Here is an 18,320-nt window from a genome sequence, read left to right as displayed (position 1 = left end):
GGCGCGTCAGCGCTGGGCGACCGGCACGTAGTCGCGCTCGGTGTAACCGGTGTAGATCTGGCGCGGACGGCCGATCTTCATGGCCGGGTCCTTCATCATCTCGCGCCACTGCGCGATCCAGCCCGGCATGCGGCCGAGGGCGAAGAGCGGCGTGAACATCTGCGGAGAGAAGCCCATCGCCTTGTAGATGAGGCCGGTGTAGAAGTCGACGTTCGGGTACAGCTTGCGCTCGATGAAATAGTCGTCGTTGAGCGCGATCTCCTCGAGCTTCATCGCGATGTCGAGCATCTCGTCCTCGACCCCGAGGGCCTCGAGGACCTCGTGCGCGCTGTCCTTGACGATCGCGGCGCGCGGGTCGTAGTTCTTGTAGACCCGGTGGCCGAAGCCCATGAGGCGGACCCCGTCCTCCTTGTCCTTGACGCGGCGCATGAACTCGGTGGCGTCGCCGCCGCCGGCCTGGATCTCGGTGAGCATCGCGAGCACGGCCTCGTTGGCGCCGCCGTGCGACGGACCGGACAGGGCGTTGACGCCCGCGGCCACGGACGCGTACAGGTTCGCGTTGCTGGAGCCGACCATGCGGACGGTCGAGGTCGAGCAGTTCTGCTCGTGGTCGGCGTGCAGGATGAGCAGCGTGTCGAGCGCCTTGACCACGACCGGGTCCGACTCGTAGGCCATGTAGGGCACGGCGAACGTCATGCGCAGGAAGTCGTCGACGTAGCCGCGCGAGTAGTCCGGGTACAGCAGCGGCTCGCCGGCCGCGCGACGGTGCAGGTACGACGTGATGGTGCGCGTCTTGGCGAGCAGCAGGACGGTCGCGAGCTCGACGGTGTCGTCGTCGTGCGGGTCGAGCGACTCGGGGTAGAAGGTCGCGAGCGCGTTGATCGCCGAGGCGAGCACGGCCATCGGGTGGCCGTTGCGCGGGAAGGTCCCCATGAACGTGCGGAAGTCCTCGTGCACGAACGTGTGCCGGTTGACGCGGCTCTCGAACGCCTCGAACTCGGCCGCGCTCGGCAGCTCGCCCTTGAGCAGCAGGTAGGCGACCTCGAGGAACGACGAACCCGCTGCGAGCTGCTCGATCGGGTAGCCGCGGTAGCGCAGGATGCCGGCGTCGCCGTCGATGTAGGTGATCTTCGACTCGCACGAGGCGGTGTTCATGAACCCCGGGTCGAGCGTGACCTTGCCGGTCGAGCGCAGCAGCGTCGAGACGTTGAGACCGGAGTTGCCCTCCGTCGCAGGGACGACCGGCAGCTCGAGGCTGGTCCCGTCGACCGTCAGGGTGGGCTGCGCGGCAGCGGTGTCCGTCATGGCGTCCTTCCTTCGAGGCCGGCGCGCCCGGTGAGGCGCCCCCGGCACTGTGTGCGACTGCGTCGCGGGGTGGAACAGGTCGCCGTTACCACGGGCAGCGCCGACCGTCTGGGACGAAGGTACCTGCGGCGGCGGCTGCCCGGCGAATCAGGAAAGGTCGCCGGAGCCGCACTGTGATGCGGGTCACAGAGGGCTGTCGACGACGGCGGTCGCTCCGCGCCGACGTTCACGCTGGCACGAGCCGCGCGGCCGCGTGAGCGACGTCGTCGTCGGACGCCGTGAGGGCCACGCGCACGTGCCCGGCCCCGGCCGGGCCGTAGAACTCGCCGGGCGCGACGAGGATCCCGAGTTCCGCGAGGTCACCGACCGTGTCCCAGCAGCCCTGCGGCGTCGCGGGCCGCACCCACAGGTACAGCCCGGCCTCGGAGTGGTCGATCTCGTAGCCGGCGTCCGCGAAGGCACGCACGAGCACGGCGCGACGGCGGCCGTACCGCGCCCGCTGCTCGGCGACGTGCGCGTCGTCGTCGAGGGCGGCGATCATCGCGGCCTGCACGGGAGCCGGCACGATCATGCCGATCTGCTTGCGCAGCGCGAGGAGCTGCCCGACGAGCGCCGGGTCACCTGCGACGAACGCCGCCCGGTAGCCGGCCATGGACGACTGCTTGGACAAGGAGTACGTGACCAGCAGGCCGGTGAGGTCGCCGCCCGTGACGGCGGGATCGAGCAGGCTCGGGGCGACGGCGGCGCCCCACGTCAGCTCGGCGTAGCACTCGTCGCTCACCACCACGGCGCCCACCGCCCGGGCCGCCGCGACGACGTCGCGCAGCTCGGCGACGTCGGTGACCCTGCCGTGCGGGTTCGCCGGGGAGTTCACCCACACCAGCCGCACGCCGGGCGTGTCCGCCCACGCGGCGGGGTCGTCCGCCGCGAGGGCGCGGGCTCCGGCGAGGCGCGCACCGACCGCGTAGGTGGGATAGGCGATCTCCGGGTGCACGACGACGTCGTCGCGCCCGAGGCCGAGCATCGCGGGCAGCAGCCCGACCAGCTCCTTCGAGCCGATCGTCGGGAGCACCCCCGCCGGCTCCAGGCCGCGCACACCGCGGCGCCGGGCGAACCAGCGCACGACGGCGTCGCGCAGGTCGGGCGTCCCCGCCGTCAGCGGGTAGGCGTGGGCGTCCGCCGCGGCCACGAGAGCGGACTGCACGACGGCAGGCGTGGGGTCGACGGGCGTGCCGACCGAGAGGTCGATGCGCCCGTCAGGGTGCGCGGCGGCCCGCTCGCCGTAGGGCGCGAGGACGTCCCACGGGAAGTCCAGGCCGGCGAGGCTCTCGAGGCCCACGCCTCACTCGGCCTGGGGCGGGAGCTCGGCGATGATCGGATGGTCCTTGTCGATGATGCCCATCTTCGCGGCACCGCCCGGGGAGCCCAGGTCGTCGAAGAACTCGACGTTCGCCTTGTAGTAGTCCGTCCACTGCTCGGGGACGTCGTCCTCGTAGTAGATCGCCTCGACGGGGCATACCGGCTCGCAGGCGCCGCAGTCGACGCACTCGTCCGGGTGGATATAGAGCGACCGCTTGCCCTCGTAGATGCAGTCGACCGGGCACTCCTCGACGCAGGCGCGGTCCTTGACGTCGACGCAGGGCTGCGCGATCACGTACGTCACGATCTGTCCTTCCACACGGCTTCCGGGGTCTAGGGCAACTGTACGTCCCCCCAGCAGGTCCTCACCCAACCACTCCCCCAGGCCACGCTCGGTCCACGACCCGGACGAGTTCCACCATGCGGACGCCGTGGCCATCCCGTTGACCCTCTCCCGCGCCGTGCCTACGTTCACGGCTCACGCAAGCGACCACGAAGGACCCCAGGTGACGACGAACAGGACCGCGACCCGCGCGCCCCGACCGGCCGGGCAGTGGAAGGTGGACGGCACCGCCCCGCTCAACGCCAACGAGGCGTGGAAGCAGGCTGACGGTGGCCTGAGCGTGCGCGAGCGCATCGAGCAGGTGTACTCCCGCGACGGGTTCGACTCGATCACCGACGACGACCTGCACGGCCGCTTCCGCTGGTGGGGCCTGTACACCCAGCGCAAGCCGGGCATCGACGGAGGGCGCACGGCCCAGCTGGAGCCGCACGAGCTCGAGGACCGCTACTTCATGCTCCGCGTCCGGATCGACGGCGGTGCGCTCACCACGGAGCAGCTGCGCGTGGTGGCCGAGATCTCGACCGAGTTCGGCCGCGACACCGCGGACATCACCGACCGCCAGAACATCCAGCTGCACTGGGTCGAGGTCGAGGACGTCCCCGAGATCTGGCGCCGGCTCGAGGCGGTGGGCCTGCAGACCACCGAGGCGTGCGGCGACGTCCCGCGCGTGGTCCTCGGCAGCCCTGTCGCGGGCGTCGCCAAGGACGAGCTCATCGACCCCAGCCCGATGATCGAGGAGATCACCCGCCGCTACATCGGCATCCCCGAGCTCGCGAACCTCCCCCGCAAGTTCAAGACCGCCCTCACGGGGCACCCGAGCCAGGACGTCGTGCACGAGATCAACGACGTCGCGTTCGTCGCGCTCAAGCACCCCGAGCTCGGGATCGGGTTCGACCTCTGGGTCGGCGGCGGCCTGAGCGCCAACCCGCGGCTCGGCGAGCGGCTGGGCGCGTTCGTGCGTCCCGACCAGGTGCCCGACGTCTGGCACGGCGTGGTGCAGATCTTCCGCGACTACGGCTACCGGCGGCTGCGCAACAAGGCACGGCTGAAGTTCCTGCTCGCGGACTGGGGACCGGCCCGGTTCCGTGAGGTCCTCGAGACCGAGTACCTCGGTCACGCGCTGGCCGACGGCCCGCCCGCACCGCGCCCGGTGGTCCCCGGGGACCACGTCGGGGTGCACGAGCAGGCCGACGGCCGGTTCTACATCGGCGCCGCTCCGTACGTGGGCCGCGTCAGCGGCACCATCCTGCAGGGCGTCGCCGACCTCGCCGAGCGCCATGGCTCCTCCCGCGTCCGGCTCACCCCGCACCAGAAGCTGCTCGTCCTTGACATCCCCGCCGACGCCGTGGACGACGTCGTGACCGGGCTGCGGGTGCTGGGTCTCGAGGCCGACCCGAGCCCGTGGCGCCGCTCCACGATCGCCTGCACCGGGATCGAGTACTGCAAGCTCGCGATCGTCGAGACCAAGGAGACCGCGACCCGCACGGTGGACGAGCTCGAGCGCCGCCTCGGCGACCTCGGCCGGTTGCGCCCCATCACCCTGCACGTGAACGGCTGCCCGAACTCCTGCGCACGCGTCCAGACTGCCGACATCGGGCTCAAGGGGCAGCTGGTCACGGACGAGGACGGGAACCAGAGCCCGGGCTTCCAGGTGCACCTCGGCGGCGGCCTGGCGAGCACCGAGCGTGGCGAGGCGGGCATGGGCAGGACCGTCCGCGGCCTCAAGGTCACCGCCGACGGCCTGAGCGACTACGTCGAGCGGGTCGTGCGCCGTTACGAGGCTGACGCCGAGGCCGACGAGCCGTTCGCGGCCTGGGCCCAGCGCGCCGACGAGGAGGCACTGCGATGAGCGACCTGACGACCGCGCTGGCCGCCGGTCGCGAGCGCGCCCGCGCCCACGCCGCCGAGCGGGAGGCCCACGCCGCGGCGCGCGCCGCACGGGGACAGGCGCGTCGGTCCGCCACGGAACTCGAGGCCGTCGCCCGCGACGCCTCCGCCCGCTTCGCCGACGAGACCGACGCGAGCGTCGTGCTGCGCTGGGCCGCCGCCGAGTTCGGCGACCTCCTCGCGGTCGCGTGCTCGATGGCCGACACCGTGCTCCCCCACGTGGTGGCCGAGCACTCCCCGTGGGTCGACGTCCTCTTCCTGGACACCGGCTACCACTTCCCCGAGACCCTCGGGACGCGTGACGCCTCCGCGCTCGCTCTGCGCGCCACGATCGTCGACGTGCGCGCCGAGCTGAGCGTGGCCGAGCAGGATGCGGCGTACGGGGCGCGTCTGCACGACCGAGACCCCGCCACCTGCTGCCGGCTGCGGAAGGTCGAGCCGCTCGCCCGGGCGCTCGGCGGCTACGAGGCGTGGGTGACCGGCGTCCGTCGCGACGAGGGACCCACGCGGGCGGGCACGCCCCTGGTGACCTGGGACGCGAAGAACGGCCTAGTCAAGATCAACCCGCTCGCGGCCTGGAGCTTCGACGAGGTGCTCGCCTACGCGAGCGCCCACCAGCTGCCCGCCAACCCCCTGCTCGCCGACGGCTACCCGTCGATCGGCTGCGCCCCCTGCACCAGCCGGGTCGCCCCCGGCGCCGACCCCCGTTCCGGCCGCTGGGCCGGGCTCGACAAGACCGAATGCGGGCTCCACACATGACGACCACCGACGCGCGCGCCACAGCGCCGACCACGCCGTCCCACGCTCCGGGACAGCGCGAGAGTCTCGACGCGCTCGACGCGCTCGAGAACGAGGCGATCCACATCATCCGCGAGGTGGTCGCCGAGCTCGAGCGTCCCGCGCTGCTGTTCAGCGGGGGTAAGGACTCCGTGGTGCTCGCCCACCTCGCCGCGAAGGCGTTCTGGCCGGCACCGCTGCCGTTCCCGCTGCTGCACATCGACACCGGCCACAACTTCCCCGAGGTCCTCGAGTTCCGCGACGCCCAGGTCGCGCGGCTCGGCGCACGTCTGGTCGTCGCGAGCGTGCAGGACTACCTCGACGACGGCCGCCTGCGCGAGCGGGCCGACGGCACGCGCAACCCGCTGCAGACCCTGCCTCTGCTCGACGCGATCGCCGAGCACCGGTTCGGCGTCCTGTTCGGCGGGGCGCGCCGCGACGAGGAGAAGGCGCGCGCCAAGGAGCGGGTGCTGTCCCTGCGCGACGAGTTCGGTCAGTGGGACCCGCGCAACCAGCGCCCTGAGCTGTGGAACCTCTACAACGGTCGGCACCGCCCCGGCGAGCACGTCCGCGCGTTCCCGCTGTCGAACTGGACCGAGCTGGACATCTGGCGGTACATCGAGCGCGAGGCGATCGAGCTGCCGAGCCTCTACTACGCCCACGACCGCGAGGTGTTCGAGCGCGACGGGATGCTCCTCGCCGTCGGGCCCTACAGCCAGCCGGCCGAGGCCGCGGACGTGCGCACCGTCCGGGTGCGCTACCGGACGGTCGGCGACATGTCCTGCACGGGGGCGGTCGAGAGCGACGCGACCCACGTGAGCGACGTGGTCGCCGAGGTCGCCGCGACCCGCCTGACCGAACGCGGCGCCACCCGCGCCGACGACCGCATCTCCGAGGCGGCCATGGAAGACCGCAAGAAGGAAGGGTACTTCTGATGACCAGCCCCCAGCTGCTCCGCCTGGCCACGGCCGGGTCCGTGGACGACGGGAAGTCGACGCTCGTCGGCCGCCTGCTGTTCGACTCCAAGGCGATCCTCGCCGACCAGCTCGACGCCGTGGAGCGCGTCAGCCGCGAGCGCGGGTTCGCCGGCGCCGACCTCGCGTTGCTCACGGACGGCCTGCGCGCCGAGCGGGAGCAGGGCATCACGATCGACGTGGCGTACCGCTACTTCGCGACCGCCCGGCGCTCGTTCGTGCTCGCCGACTGCCCGGGGCACGTCCAGTACACGCGCAACACGGTCACGGGCGCGTCGACCGCTGACGTTGTCGTGCTTCTTGTCGACGCCCGCAAGGGCGTGGTGGAGCAGACCCGTCGGCACCTGGCGGTCGCGTCGCTGCTACGGGTGCCGCACGTCGTCGTCGCGGTGAACAAGATCGACCTGGTCGACTTCTCCGCCGAGCGCTACGCCGCGGTGTCCGACGACGTCGCCCGCGTCGCCCGGGAGCTGGGCGTCGCCCAGGTCCACACGGTTCCTGTGAGCGCGCTCGAGGGCGACAACGTCGTGGACGCCTCCACGCGGACGCCCTGGTACCCGGGTCCGACCCTGCTCGGCCTGCTCGAGGAGCTGCCGCCGGCCGCGGGCGACCAGGGCCCCGGGCGGTTCCCGGTGCAGCTCGTCATCCGCCCGCAGGGGTCCGCCGGCCCGGAGTTCCGCGACTACCGCGGTTACGCGGGGCAGGTCGCGGCCGGCACGCTCGCGGTCGGCGAGGACGTCGTCGTGCTGCCCGCGGGGACCCGCACGACCGTGGTCGGCATCGACACGGCGGACGGCCCCCTCGACCGGGCCCGCGCGGGCCAGTCGGTCACCCTGCGGCTCGGCGACGACGTCGACGTGGCCCGGGGCGACCTCGTCGCGAGCGCCGCGGACGCCCCCGAGGTGACGCAGGACGTCGTCGGCACGCTCGCCTGGCTGTCCGACCGCCCCCTGCGGGCAGGCACCCGGCTGCTGCTCAAGCACACCACCCGGGTGGTGCAGGCCGTGGTGCGCGACGTCGTCGGGCGCCTGGACCTCGATGCCGCGCACCTCGTGCCAGCCGACGAGCTCACCCTCAACGACATCGGGCGGGTCACGCTCCGGCTCGCGTCGCCGATCGCGGCCGAGGAGTACCTCGTCTCGCGCACCACGGGATCGTTCCTCCTGATCGACCCCCACGACGGCGCGACCCTCGCCGCCGGCATGGTGGGCGACGCCCTGTCCGCGGCACGCGAGCCCGGCGACCGGCCCGTGCAGTACTCGATCTGAGGAGACCGACCATGCCGCACGAGGCCTACACGCTGAGCCTGCCCGTCGCCGGCCGCCGCGTGGTCGTCGTCGGGGCGGGCGCCGCCGGGACCCGGATCACGCGCCGACTGCTCGCAGCCGGCGCCGCCGTGCTGGTCGTCGCGCCGGATGCGTCGCCCGAGGTGCGCGCGGCCGCGTCGGCCGGCCTGCTCGACTGGGTCGCGCGACCGTACCGGAGCGGCGACGCCGCCGACGCCTGGCTCGTGCACGCCGCGACCGGCTCCCCCGAGGTCGACGCGCTCGTCGCGTCCGACGCCGAGCGCGTCGGGACGTGGTGCGTCGTCGAACCACCGCCGCACGACCGTACGACCGCAGCCCCGGGCCGCGCGAGCGGACGGGTGGCGCTCGTCGGCGGCGGGCCCGGCGCCGCGGACATGATCACCGTGCGAGGGCTCGCCCTGCTCACCGAGGCCGACGTCGTCGTGGTGGACCGCCTCGCCCCGCGGACGCTGCTCGACGACCTCTCCCCCGACGTCGAGATCGTCGACGTGGGCAAGAGCGCCGGCGACCACCCCGTCCCCCAGCACGAGATCAACGCCGTCCTCGTGGACCGCGCGCTCGCCGGCAAGCGCGTGGTCCGCCTCAAGGGTGGGGACCCATACGTGTTCGGGCGCGGCGGTGAGGAGCACGACGCCTGCGTCGGCGCCGGTGTGCCCGTCGAGGTCGTCCCAGGCGTCACGAGCGCCGTGTCGGTACCCGCCGCTGCCGGGATCCCCGTCACGCACCGCGGTCTGGCCCGCGGCTTCTCCGTCCTCACCGGGCACGACGACGCCGGGCGCGTCCCGACCTCGGGCGACCACACGCTCGTCCTGCTCATGGGCCTGGCGCGCCTCGAGCGCACGTGCGCGGAGCTGATCGCCCGCGGGCACGACCCGCACTGCCCCGCGGCTGTGATCGAGGACGGCTTCGGTCCGCGCCAGCGCACCACGGTGGCCACGCTCGCCACGATCGCCGCCCGGGCGCGCGAGATGGGCGTGCGTCCGCCCGCGGTCGCGGTGGTCGGAGACGTCGTGCGCCGCAGCCCTGCGTGGGCCTGCGCCGTCGAGCCCGCGCTGGCTCTGGCCGGTGCACCCGCCTATCGTGCAGAGGACAGAGCCTGACGTCGCGTCGGGCAGCGTCCGGCACGGGAGGAGCAGCAGCGTGAGCAAGCAGACGCGCGAGGGATCGAGCCGCTCCTTCCTCGCCCGGCTCCGGGCCGTGCCTGCCGGGACGTGGGTGGGGCTCGCGATCGCGGTCGTCGCAGTCGTGTTCGTGCTGCAGAACCAGGGCACCGTGACGGTCGAGCTCTTCTGGATGACGCTGCGGTCCCCGCTGTGGCTCATCCTGCTCGTCGTCTTCGCGGTCGGCTGGCTCGTCGGGGCGCTCGTCCGCCGCAACCGCGCCCGCTGAGTGGGAGACTCTCCCCATGTCCTTCTCCGCCTGGCGCAGCTGGTCCGTGGGCACGCGTGTGATGGTGCGGCGCCGGATCGAGGACGACGACTTCCGCTACTCCGACGTGATCGGTGAGGTCGTGCACCGCGACCACGACGGCCTCGTGCTGCGCACCCGCCACGGCGAGGAGGTCACCGTGCCCGCGGACGTGATCGCGACCGGCAAGGTCGTGCCGCCCGCGCCCGTGCGCCGCCCGCGTGCGGCCCCGGCGGGCATGGACCACGACGACGAGACGGGCGACGACGCGGCGGGCCTCAGCCCGCAGTGAGCAGCGCGGTGCCGTCCGCGGACACCCCGGTCACGAGCGCACCGCGCAGGCCGGCCGCGACGAGCGCCTCGCGCCACGCGCCCTCGAGCGGGACGGAGCCGGGCTCCGCGTCGGGCGTCGTCCGGCGGGACGCGGGGTCGGCGACCGCGGTCGCCTGGTCGAAGAACGCCGGGGCTGCCCCGGTCTCCTCGAGCTCGTCCGCGAGCCGCTCGAGGTCCCGGACGGCCAGCCGGAGCGCCGGCACCAACCAGGGGTTCTCCGCGACCATCGCCTCCGTCCGCCGCGGGTTGGTGCCCCCGACGCGCGTGCCGTCCCGGAAGCTCCCCGCGGCGAGGTTGAGCGCGAGGCTGCGCACGCGCGACCGGCCGACGAGGTTGAGCAGCTCCGTCGCGACCACGTGCGGCAGGTGGCTGACGAGCGCGACGGCCTCGTCGTGCACCTCGGGGTCGACCGGGAGCACGACTCCGCCGAGCACGTCGGTCACCAGCGCGACGATCCGCACGAGGTGCTCGGGCGCCGTCGTCGGCTCCACGGCCAGCGCCCAGCGAGCAGCCTCGAGCAGGCCAGGGTCCGCCGCAGCGTAGCCGCTGCGCTCCGTCCCGGCCATCGGGTGCGCACCGACGAACTGGCCCGCGACGCCCGCCGCGGCGACGAGCTCGCTGATCGGGCCCTTGACGCTCCCGACGTCGGTCAGGACCGTCCCCGGCAGCAGACGCGCGGCGACCTCGGCGACGACCTGCGCCATCGCGCGCAGCGGGGTGGCCAGCACGAGGACATCGGGACCGCGCTCGCACAGTTCGGCGATGCTGCCGGCCGGCTCGATCCCGTGCGCGGCGGCGGCGTCGAGGACGTCGGTCGACGGGTTCCACGCGTGCACGCGCACCCCCTGGGCGACCGCGCGTCGCGCGATCGACCCGCCGATCAGCCCGAGGCCGACGACGCCGAGGCTGCGCGGCGCGCTCACCAGAGCAGCCCCGCCGTGAGCGCGTCGTGCGACGCGTCGGTCCGGACGCTGCCGACGGGCACGCCCGCGAGGTCCGGCTCGGGGTCCGCAGGGTCCCGGACCGGCACGACGCCGAGGGTCTTGAGCCAGTCCCCGGCGGCGAGGAGCTGGGCGAGCAGGCCGCGCACCTCCGGCTCCCACGGGGCGCCGTCGAACGTCACGACGAAAACGTACGTCCCCTCCTGGGCCTTGAGCGGGCGCGTGATGAGGCTCGACATGTTCACACCACGCTCGCCGAAGGCGGTCGTGATGCGAGCGAGCACCCCGGGCCCGATCACCGCCGGCGTGATCGCGACCATCGAGCGCCACCGCGGCTCGTCCGACGCCGCGAGCAGCCCGGGTGCCTCGCTGCGGCGCGCGACGAGCAGGAACCGGGTGCGTGCGCCCGCGAAGTCCTGCACGTCGGTGGCCAGCGTCGTCAGGCCGTACAGCTCGCCGCACAACCGGGGTCCCAGGGCCACGCGTCCGGGCGCGAGGTCGCGGCACGCGGCGGCGTTGGACGTCGCCGGCACCGGCCGCAGCCCGCTCGCCGTCACGAACGCCCGGCACTGGGCCAACCCGTGCGGGTGCGCGGACACCTCCGCGAGCTCGACGCTCTCCTCCGCCGCGCCGTCGGCGAGCGTGAAGGCGTCGAAGGCGATCGCCAGGGCGACCTCGTCGACCGCGACGACGTCGTCGGCGGCCACGAGCGCGTCGAGCGACGGCACGACGTAGCCCTCGACCGAGCTCTCGATCGCCACCACGCCCCGGTCGACTTCCCCGGTCCCGACCGCCCGGTACACCTCCTCGACCGTGGCGAGCGGAACCGGGCTCGCGTCGTCGGCCCAGGTCAGGGCTGCCGCGTGCGTGAAGGTCCCCTCGGGGCCGAGGTAGGCGAGCGAGCTCACGGCCTCGACCACTGCGGAGTGACGGCCGTCGGCCCGAGCCCGGCGTCGTCGTCGGGCAGCACGGCGAGGACGCGGCGGGCCACGCCACGCTCGTCGAAGTCGCGCAGCAGGGTCGCGAGCACCGGCGACGCGCAGCGGAACGCGGCGAAGAACACGTGCGGGCCCCCGTCGGCCTGCTGGGACCGCAGATGCTGCAGGTCGATCCCGGCCGCGGCGATCACCCCGAGCGACTCCTGCAGGGAGCCGCGGAACTCGTCGCGCGGACCGAACGCCAGCCACACCTGCGCGGCGTCGAACGCGGGGGTGCTCGCCGTCGCCTGCACCCGGCCGTACCAGAGGGGCGCGCGCTCCCGCAGCCGCGTCGAGCCGGGCAGCTCGTGGTAGCCGGGCGGGACGAGGTCCTGCTCGAGCACGATCGACCCGTGCTCACCGGCGATCGCGAGCCGGTCGGCGAGCGGGGTGCGCGCGGGCACCAGGTGCGGGCTCGCACCCATCGCGCGCAGGGCGTGCCGGCAGTCGCGCATGCCGGCCTCGTCGACCACGACGCGGCCGTCCACCTGGGGCGCACGGCCCACCCACGTCCAGCGCGGCGGCACGGCGACGGCGGACGTCAGGCACAGGGACGTCGCACCGGCCAGCAGGTTGCGCTCGAGGTCGGGGTCCGGCTGGGCCGGGTGCCCCAGGTGCACCACCGCGGACAGGTCGCCGATCCGGGAGACCGTCGCGAGCGTCGCGGTCATCGCGCCGAGGTCGAGGAGGTCGCTGACCTCGTCGCGGTTCTCGGGGCGGTCCCAGCCGCCCAGCTCCGCGGCCAGGCGGGCGTGCGTCGCCGACTCGCGTTCGGTCCTGCCGAGCATCTCGACCTCCGTCGGGGGGTTGGGGCTGGCGAGAGTCTAGCCGCGGGCCACGGCGGCGGAGGTCAGTCGTCCTTCTTGTCGTCCTTCTTCGGGGCGGCCTTGCAGACGACGGCGTTCTGCGGCTGGTACGTCCACGGGTCCTGCTCCTCCTTGACGACCTTGCCGTCCAGGAGCACCCGGCGCGTGACGACGACCGAGAATCCCGGGTTGCCGGCGGGCTGGGCGATGCAGCCCGCCCCCGTGTCGTAGACCGTGGTCGGCTGGCGCACGTTCGAGCGTCCGGTCGTCGAGGACTCGACCTTGTAGTGCTCGGTGCTCCAGGCCCGGACGGTGACCTCACCGTTGCGGACGTAGGACTGCAGCAGCATGCCGTACGGAGTGTCGTTCTTGAAGCGCATGTCGATCGAGCCGACGAAGATCGTGGCCTCACGCCCCTCGGGGTACCGACTGAAGTAGTAGCTGTGCTGGCGGTGCTCCACGTCGTCGTAGCCCAGCAGATAGCCCACGTTGTAGGTGGTGGTGGCGAGCTGCGAGAGCCCGCCGCCGACACCCTCGGTGAGCGAGCCGTTCGAGACGATGCCAGCGCCGAGGTACCCGTTCTCCGCCGTGATGGGCGAGAGCGTGTCGATCAGCGACCAGGTCTCGCCGGGCAGCACGAGCTGGCCGTTGACCTTGGACGTGCCCAGCTCGAGGTTGTGGATGCGGGCGGCGTTGCTCGCGCCGAGCGGCGTCGAGAACTCGGCGACGACCTCGTTGACGCCCAGCTTCTCGAGCGCCTCGCGGCTGCTCTCGGCCGGCGCCTCGGCGAGGGCGACGGTCGCGGTGCGCTGGGCACCGGCAGTCGTGCCCACCTCGACGACGGCGGCCGCGATCGCGTCCCCGTCGATGACCTTGCCGGGCTCGCCGCCTCGGATCACCGGCTTGCCGTCCTTGAACACGAAGCGAGCGTTGCTGGCCTCGGTCTCCAGGTCCTTCGTCCGGTCGCGGACGGCCTCGGCCATCGCGTCGGGCGCGAGCGCGAGCGTGAGCTGGCCGTCGACCGGCGTGAACGAGGCGGCGTCGGCGACGACGTCGGTCGGCAGCTGGACGACCTGCCCCTCGACCTCGACGCTGATGGGGGCCGAGACGAGCGCCTCGGCCTGGGCGAGCGCGGCGTCCGTCATGTCCTGGGTCACGGCGGGCCGCGTGGCTCCGACCGGCAGGTCGATCGGCTCCGGGGCGACCAGCCAACCCTCGGCGATCCGCCGCTGGGCCTCGTCGGTGTCCACGGTGTACCCGTTCTGGGCCGGTGTGGCGTACGCCTCGCCGTCGGCGAAGACCACGGTGCCGTCCACGGGCGGGACGGCGAGCGTCTCCGCCAGCAGCTCGACCTCGGCGGACAGCGCCTGGGCGTCGACCGTGACGACGGGGTCCGCCTCGCCCCCGCCGAACGCGGCGTCCCAGAGGTGCATCGGGGCCAGGTCGAAGCCCGTGAGCTCGTCCACGGTCGCGGGCACGTCCACCGCGAGACCGGCGGCCACGGGGTCGACCGTGCCCGTCTTCTCGCCGGCCTTGACCTCCAGGGGCCGGGCCATGACCTCGGGCAGGCCGTCCTCGAGCGCCTCGACGGCGTCGGTCCGCGACATCCCGCCGATGTCGATCCCCGCGACCGTGGTGCTCGCAGCGACCTGGTCGGCCACCGCCCACTGGGCGCCCACGTACGCGCCGCCGAGCACGACCACGGTGACCGCGCTCCACATGAGCACGCGGGGCACGCGGCTCGGCGCGGGCGGGGCGTCGAACTGGCCGAGCAGGTCGGTGGTCTCGGCGGGGGAATCGTCGCGCGTGGACATCAGCGCCTCATCTCGTGCTGGTCGGTCGTGCCCGCGCGGGGGCGGGAGTCGAGGGGGTCGACCGCGGAGCGGTCGTGGTCGTGCCGCGGGGTCCGGACGTCGTCGACGAACCAGCGCGCGGGGAGCAGCAGCGGCGCGAGCGCGGCGACGAGGCCGCCGTACGTCCACACGTAGCCGACGGTCGCGGCCGGGACGATCACGTCTCCGCCCGGGCCCTCGAGCGAGAGCACCTGCACGACGACGGCCCACGTCACGGTGTACGCGACCGCGCCCGAGAGCCCGGCGTTGGCGCGGGTGAACATGCCCGCGGCGAGCACGGTGGCGAGCGCGAGCACGAGGCCCAGCGGCTCGACGGAGCGGTGCATGAACGTCCCGACGAGGCCCACGAGGATGCCGACGGGGACGGCTGCGAGCACGCGCAGGAGGGACGACGATCTCATCGCGGCCACGCTACCTGGACCCGAGGCGGGACGACGATGCCGCGCTGGTCGGAAGCGGTGTAGGTCTCGTGCGCACGCAGGGGCGCGAGCAGATCGTTGGACAGCGCATAGCACCCGACGACGTCGGACCCGTGGGGTGCGCGCGTGACGGCCTGCACCTGGGTGCGGTGCGCGCGCAGCGCGCCGAGCACGGCGTCCGCCACCGGCTCCACCGGCACCCGCACGACGACGGGGCGGTCGTCGCTCACGTACGACGGCGCCGGCTCGGTCGGGCCGACCGGGAGGCCGGCGGCCTGTGCCCAGTCGTCCTCGAGCGCGGCGGTCGCCGCCGCCACGTCGTCCGACGTCGCGCTGGGGTGCCACAGCGCGACGTCGAGGCCGGCGAGCTCGATGGCCCGCACGGTGACCTCGTGCGCCCGCACGTGGTCGGGGTGGCCGTAGCCGCCGCCCGCCTCGTAGGTGACGACGACGCCGGGGCGCCGGTCGGTGAGCACCGTCGCCAGCCGCGCTGCGGCCTCGTCGAGCGGTACCCGGACGAACGCGCCGGGAGGTACGTCGGCGCCCAGCCGGGCCGTGCCGCTCGACCCCGCCACCCAGGCCATGCCTGAGTCCTCGTAGCGCGCGGGCGCGCCGTCGTCGTCGGACGCCCCGTCGTCGTCCGGCGCGGGCACCTGGTCGAGGAACACGTGGTCCCGGACGCCGAGCGAGCCGAGCGCCCGGGCGAGCTCGGTCTCCCGGTGAGCGGCCAGCCGGGGCCCGTCGCCCTCGAGCCCGTCGGGATCCGGGCCGATGACCTCGCCCCGCTCGCCACGGGTGCAGGTCACCACGGTGACCTCGCCGCCGGCGCGCGCCCACGTGGCGAGCAGCGCTCCGGAGGAGAGCGTCTCGTCATCGGGGTGGGCGTGCACAGCGAGCAGCCCCGGCAGCGCGGTCGGCGAGGTCACCAGCGGTCGTCAGGCCTTCTTGGCGCGCGAGAAGGCGCGAGCCCGCTCCGTCTGGTCGAGGATCACCTTGCGGATGCGCACGACCTCGGGGGTGACCTCGACGCACTCGTCCTCGCGGGCGAACTCGAGGCTCTCCTCGAGGGTCAGGTGCTTCGGCGGCGTGAGGTTCTCGAACGTGTCGCTGCTCGCAGCGCGCATGTTCGTGAGCTTCTTCTCCTTGGTGATGTTGACGTCCATGTCCTCGTTGCGCGAGTTCTCGCCGACGATCATGCCCTCGTAGACCTCCTGCGTGGGGTCGACGAAGAAGGAGCCACGCTCCTGCAGGTTGATCATGGCGAACGGCGTCACGACACCGGCGCGGTCAGCGACCAGGGACCCGTTGACGCGGGTCTCGATGGGACCGGCCCACGGCTCGTAGCCCTCGGCGATCGAGCTCGAGATGCCGGTGCCGCGCGTGTCCGTCAGGAAGCGCGTGCGGAAGCCGATGAGCCCGCGGGCGGGCACGACGAACTCCATGCGCACCCAGCCGGTGCCGTGGTTGGACATCGTCTCCATGCGGCCCTTGCGCTGGGCGAGGAGCTGCGTGACAGCACCGAGGTACTCCTCGGGCACGTCGATGGTCTGGCGCTCCATCGGCTCGCAGGTCTTGCCGTCGATCTTCTTCGTGACGACCTGCGGCTTGCCGACCGTGAGCTCGAAGCCCTCGCGACGCATCTGCTCGACCAGGATGGCCAGCGCGAGCTCACCACGGCCCTGGACCTCCCACGCGTCCGGGCGCTCGGTCGGCAGGACACGGAGCGAGACGTTGCCGATGAGCTCCTTGTCGAGCCGGTCCTTGACCTGGCGCGCGGTGACCTTGTGGCCCTTCCCGCCCTTGCCCGCGAGCGGGGAGGTGTTGATACCGATCGTCATCGAGATCGCGGGGTCGTCGACCGTGATCAGCGGCAGCGGACGCGGGTCGTCCGGGTCCGTGAGCGTCTCGCCGATCGTGATGTCCGCGATGCCCGCGACGGCGACGATGTCGCCGGGGCCAGCCGACTCGGTCGGCACGCGGTCGAGCGCCCGGGTCTCGAGCAGCTCGGTGATCTTCACGTTCTGCGTGGTGCCGTTGGCGCGGATCCACGCGACCGTCTGGCCCTTGCGGATCGTGCCGTTGAACACGCGCAGCAGGGCGAGGCGGCCGAGGAACGGCGAGGCGTCGAGGTTCGTCACGTGCGCCTGGAGCGGGTGGTCCTCGTCGTACGTCGGCGCCGGAATCTTGTCCAGGATCATCTTGAACAGCGGCTCGAGGTCCTCGGAGTCGGGGAGCTCCCCGTCCGCGGGCTGGGTCACCGAGGCGCGGCCGGCCTTGGCGGCGGCGTACACGACGGGCACGTCGAGGATCGCGTCGAGGTCGAGGTCCGGGACCTCCTCGTGCAGGTCGGAGGCGAGGCCCAGCAGCAGGTCGGTCGCCTCGGCGACGACCTCGGAGATCCGGGAGTCGGGGCGGTCGACCTTGTTGACCACGAGGATCACGGGGAGCTTGGCGACGAGGGCCTTGCGCAGCACGAAGCGTGTCTGGGGCAGCGGGCCCTCGGACGCGTCGACCAGCAGCACGACGCCGTCGACCATCGACAGGCCGCGCTCGACCTCGCCACCGAAGTCCGCGTGGCCCGGGGTGTCGATGACGTTGATCGTGATGCCACCGGTCTCGCCGGCGGCGACCGCCGCCGGGCCCGCGTAGTGCACCGCGGTGTTCTTCGCGAGGATCGTGATCCCCTTCTCGCGCTCGAGGTCACCCGAGTCCATCGCACGCTCGTCGACGTGCGCGTGCGCGCCGAACGCTCCGGACTGGTGCAGCATCGCGTCGACGAGGGTCGTCTTGCCGTGGTCGACGTGGGCGACGATCGCCACGTTGCGCAGGTCGGAGCGCACAGACATACAGGTACTCATTTCAGGGAGAGGATGAGGATTCGCGCGCGGGCCATTCCACGGCGCAAGGTTGCATCCTATCGCGGGATCAATTCGAGCGCCGCGAACCGTGGCGGACGCCACAAGACGGGCGCTGCGCGGCCGAGGACCGGCGCCGCGCCCCGGGTCGTCCGCAAGGATGGGGACATGGGACCCGTCGTCGTCTTCCGCCCGACCTCCAGCCAGGCGTCCGCCGTCTTCGCGTGGGTCGTCGCCCTCGTCCTCCTCGTCGGCACCGTCCTCGCCGACGACGTGAGCTCGGTCCTCGCGCTCGTCGCCTTCCCGCTCGTGATCGCGGCGTTCGCCTGGGCGGTGCTGTGGCGGCCGTTCGTCCGGATCGAGGCCGACCACGTCGTCGTCGCCAACGTGCTGCGCACCATCACGGTTCCCTACCCGCTCATCGAGTCGATGGAGACCCGGTGGGGCCTGCGCCTGCTGACCGCCGACGGGGCTGTCGACGCGTGGGGGGCGCCGGCACGCAGCGCCTTCGCGCGTCGGCGCGCGCGCCGCCACTCCGACGGCCTACCCCCGACGATCCCCGAGGCGCTCACCTCGACCCGGGCGACCGGACCGGTGCGGCACCGGTCCGACGCCGGGCTCGTCGCCGACGTCGTGGACCTGCGTCGCCGAGCCCTGCCCGCCACGCCCCTCGGACAGGCAGCGCGCGTGACCAGGAGCACGAACGTCCGCGAGGTCGCGCTGCTCGTCGGTTCGCTCACGCTCCTGGTCGTCGCGCTGACGACCTGACGGCCGTCG

General features: G+C 73.3%; 18 protein-coding genes. 8 read left to right on the top strand and 10 right to left on the bottom strand.

Translation table 11 applies throughout. The features are described 5' to 3' along the window. Positions 1 to 6: 6 nt before the first annotated feature. From BMZ30_RS03170 to fdxA, 3 genes are all read right to left on the bottom strand, one after another. Positions 7 to 1,305 (bottom strand): citrate synthase, encoded by a 1,299-nt coding sequence (locus BMZ30_RS03170; RefSeq protein WP_093374970.1) that lies wholly within the window; start codon positions 1,303 to 1,305, stop codon positions 7 to 9. 226 nt (positions 1,306 to 1,531) lie between these two features. Continuing rightward, positions 1,532 to 2,644: a succinyldiaminopimelate transaminase gene (dapC, locus tag BMZ30_RS03165; RefSeq protein WP_093374968.1), complete on the bottom strand. Its 1,113-nt coding sequence runs from the start codon at positions 2,642 to 2,644 to the stop codon at positions 1,532 to 1,534. A 3-nt stretch (positions 2,645 to 2,647) separates the two neighbouring features. Continuing rightward, on the bottom strand, positions 2,648 to 2,968 hold the full coding sequence (gene fdxA / locus BMZ30_RS03160; RefSeq protein WP_093374966.1) for a ferredoxin: 321 nt from the start codon (positions 2,966 to 2,968) through the stop codon (positions 2,648 to 2,650). 202 nt (positions 2,969 to 3,170) lie between these two features. On the opposite strand from fdxA, the gene BMZ30_RS03155 reads away from it, so the two are divergent. The 7 genes from BMZ30_RS03155 to BMZ30_RS03125 are packed head-to-tail and all read left to right on the top strand — an operon-like array spanning position 3,171 to position 9,651. Continuing rightward, entirely contained in the window at positions 3,171 to 4,856 is a 1,686-nt protein-coding gene (locus tag BMZ30_RS03155; protein WP_280513580.1) for a nitrite/sulfite reductase, read from the top strand. Then, the gene (locus BMZ30_RS03150; RefSeq protein ID WP_093374962.1) at positions 4,853 to 5,653 is read left to right on the top strand and encodes a phosphoadenylyl-sulfate reductase; all 801 of its coding nucleotides are present in this window, start codon (positions 4,853 to 4,855) and stop codon (positions 5,651 to 5,653) included. The genes BMZ30_RS03155 and BMZ30_RS03150 overlap by 4 nt, the downstream gene beginning before the upstream one ends. Further along, positions 5,650 to 6,606, top strand: a complete 957-nt coding sequence (cysD, locus tag BMZ30_RS03145) for a sulfate adenylyltransferase subunit CysD (RefSeq protein WP_093374960.1) — start codon at positions 5,650 to 5,652, stop codon at positions 6,604 to 6,606. Before BMZ30_RS03150 ends, cysD begins: the two co-directional genes overlap by 4 nt. Beyond that, complete coding sequence (locus BMZ30_RS03140; RefSeq protein WP_093374958.1) at positions 6,606 to 7,913, top strand: sulfate adenylyltransferase subunit 1; 1,308 nt, start codon at positions 6,606 to 6,608, stop codon at positions 7,911 to 7,913. Before cysD ends, BMZ30_RS03140 begins: the two co-directional genes overlap by 1 nt. Before the next feature lie 11 nt (positions 7,914 to 7,924). Further along, positions 7,925 to 9,052, top strand: coding sequence for a uroporphyrinogen-III C-methyltransferase (gene cobA, locus BMZ30_RS03135; protein ID WP_093374956.1), 1,128 nt, complete (start codon positions 7,925 to 7,927; stop codon positions 9,050 to 9,052). Between the two features lie 40 nt (positions 9,053 to 9,092). Beyond that, on the top strand, positions 9,093 to 9,341 hold the full coding sequence (locus BMZ30_RS03130) for a lipopolysaccharide assembly protein LapA domain-containing protein (RefSeq protein ID WP_093374954.1): 249 nt from the start codon (positions 9,093 to 9,095) through the stop codon (positions 9,339 to 9,341). Positions 9,342 to 9,357: 16 nt separating this feature from the next. After that, entirely contained in the window at positions 9,358 to 9,651 is a 294-nt protein-coding gene (locus tag BMZ30_RS03125) for a putative acetyltransferase (RefSeq protein ID WP_177191255.1), read from the top strand. On the opposite strand, the gene BMZ30_RS03120 is transcribed toward BMZ30_RS03125, so the two are convergent. The 7 genes from BMZ30_RS03120 to typA form a co-directional block, all read right to left on the bottom strand. Beyond that, the gene (locus BMZ30_RS03120) at positions 9,638 to 10,615 is read right to left on the bottom strand and encodes a prephenate dehydrogenase (RefSeq protein WP_093374952.1); all 978 of its coding nucleotides are present in this window, start codon (positions 10,613 to 10,615) and stop codon (positions 9,638 to 9,640) included. The genes BMZ30_RS03125 and BMZ30_RS03120 overlap by 14 nt on opposite strands. Then, positions 10,612 to 11,541, bottom strand: a complete 930-nt coding sequence (locus BMZ30_RS03115) for a prephenate dehydratase (protein WP_229828288.1) — start codon at positions 11,539 to 11,541, stop codon at positions 10,612 to 10,614. The genes BMZ30_RS03120 and BMZ30_RS03115 overlap by 4 nt, the downstream gene beginning before the upstream one ends. Next, positions 11,538 to 12,398: a hypothetical protein gene (locus BMZ30_RS03110; protein WP_093374948.1), complete on the bottom strand. Its 861-nt coding sequence runs from the start codon at positions 12,396 to 12,398 to the stop codon at positions 11,538 to 11,540. Before BMZ30_RS03110 ends, BMZ30_RS03115 begins: the two co-directional genes overlap by 4 nt. A gap of 62 nt (positions 12,399 to 12,460) precedes the next feature. Further along, a complete protein-coding gene (locus BMZ30_RS03105; protein ID WP_093374946.1) occupies positions 12,461 to 14,230 on the bottom strand; it encodes a VanW family protein in 1,770 nt (589 codons plus the stop codon). Continuing rightward, positions 14,230 to 14,670, bottom strand: coding sequence for a DUF6113 family protein (locus BMZ30_RS03100; protein WP_143073118.1), 441 nt, complete (start codon positions 14,668 to 14,670; stop codon positions 14,230 to 14,232). Before BMZ30_RS03100 ends, BMZ30_RS03105 begins: the two co-directional genes overlap by 1 nt. Continuing rightward, positions 14,667 to 15,614, bottom strand: a complete 948-nt coding sequence (locus BMZ30_RS03095) for a PIG-L family deacetylase (protein WP_093374942.1) — start codon at positions 15,612 to 15,614, stop codon at positions 14,667 to 14,669. The genes BMZ30_RS03100 and BMZ30_RS03095 overlap by 4 nt, the downstream gene beginning before the upstream one ends. A gap of 9 nt (positions 15,615 to 15,623) precedes the next feature. After that, positions 15,624 to 17,534, bottom strand: coding sequence for a translational GTPase TypA (gene typA, locus BMZ30_RS03090; RefSeq protein ID WP_093374940.1), 1,911 nt, complete (start codon positions 17,532 to 17,534; stop codon positions 15,624 to 15,626). Positions 17,535 to 17,711: 177 nt separating this feature from the next. On the opposite strand from typA, the gene BMZ30_RS03085 reads away from it, so the two are divergent. After that, entirely contained in the window at positions 17,712 to 18,311 is a 600-nt protein-coding gene (locus BMZ30_RS03085) for a PH domain-containing protein (protein ID WP_093374938.1), read from the top strand. Positions 18,312 to 18,320: the final 9 nt, after the last annotated feature.

Origin of the sequence: Flavimobilis marinus (assembly GCF_900113055.1) — a bacterium.
GTDB classification, from domain to species: Bacteria; Actinomycetota; Actinomycetes; order Actinomycetales; family Cellulomonadaceae; genus Flavimobilis; species Flavimobilis marinus.
The sequence above is the reverse complement of the archived record's forward strand: the minus strand, read 5'-3'. Positions and strand labels throughout refer to the sequence as shown.

What these genes read in the sequence shown, in the direction of transcription:
- BMZ30_RS03170 (WP_093374970.1), bottom strand. Translation starts at nt 1,305, where the DNA reads ATGACGGACACCGCTGCCGCGCAGCCCACCCTGACGGTCGACGGGACC.
- BMZ30_RS03150 (WP_093374962.1), top strand. Translation starts at nt 4,853, where the DNA reads ATGAGCGACCTGACGACCGCGCTGGCCGCCGGTCGCGAGCGCGCCCGC.
- cysD (WP_093374960.1), top strand. Translation starts at nt 5,650, where the DNA reads ATGACGACCACCGACGCGCGCGCCACAGCGCCGACCACGCCGTCCCAC.
- BMZ30_RS03140 (WP_093374958.1), top strand. Translation starts at nt 6,606, where the DNA reads ATGACCAGCCCCCAGCTGCTCCGCCTGGCCACGGCCGGGTCCGTGGAC.
- cobA (WP_093374956.1), top strand. Translation starts at nt 7,925, where the DNA reads ATGCCGCACGAGGCCTACACGCTGAGCCTGCCCGTCGCCGGCCGCCGC.
- BMZ30_RS03125 (WP_177191255.1), top strand. Translation starts at nt 9,358, where the DNA reads ATGTCCTTCTCCGCCTGGCGCAGCTGGTCCGTGGGCACGCGTGTGATG.
- BMZ30_RS03110 (WP_093374948.1), bottom strand. Translation starts at nt 12,398, where the DNA reads ATGCTCGGCAGGACCGAACGCGAGTCGGCGACGCACGCCCGCCTGGCC.
- BMZ30_RS03105 (WP_093374946.1), bottom strand. Translation starts at nt 14,230, where the DNA reads ATGTCCACGCGCGACGATTCCCCCGCCGAGACCACCGACCTGCTCGGC.
- BMZ30_RS03100 (WP_143073118.1), bottom strand. Translation starts at nt 14,670, where the DNA reads ATGAGATCGTCGTCCCTCCTGCGCGTGCTCGCAGCCGTCCCCGTCGGC.
- typA (WP_093374940.1), bottom strand. Translation starts at nt 17,534, where the DNA reads ATGTCTGTGCGCTCCGACCTGCGCAACGTGGCGATCGTCGCCCACGTC.
- BMZ30_RS03085 (WP_093374938.1), top strand. Translation starts at nt 17,712, where the DNA reads ATGGGACCCGTCGTCGTCTTCCGCCCGACCTCCAGCCAGGCGTCCGCC.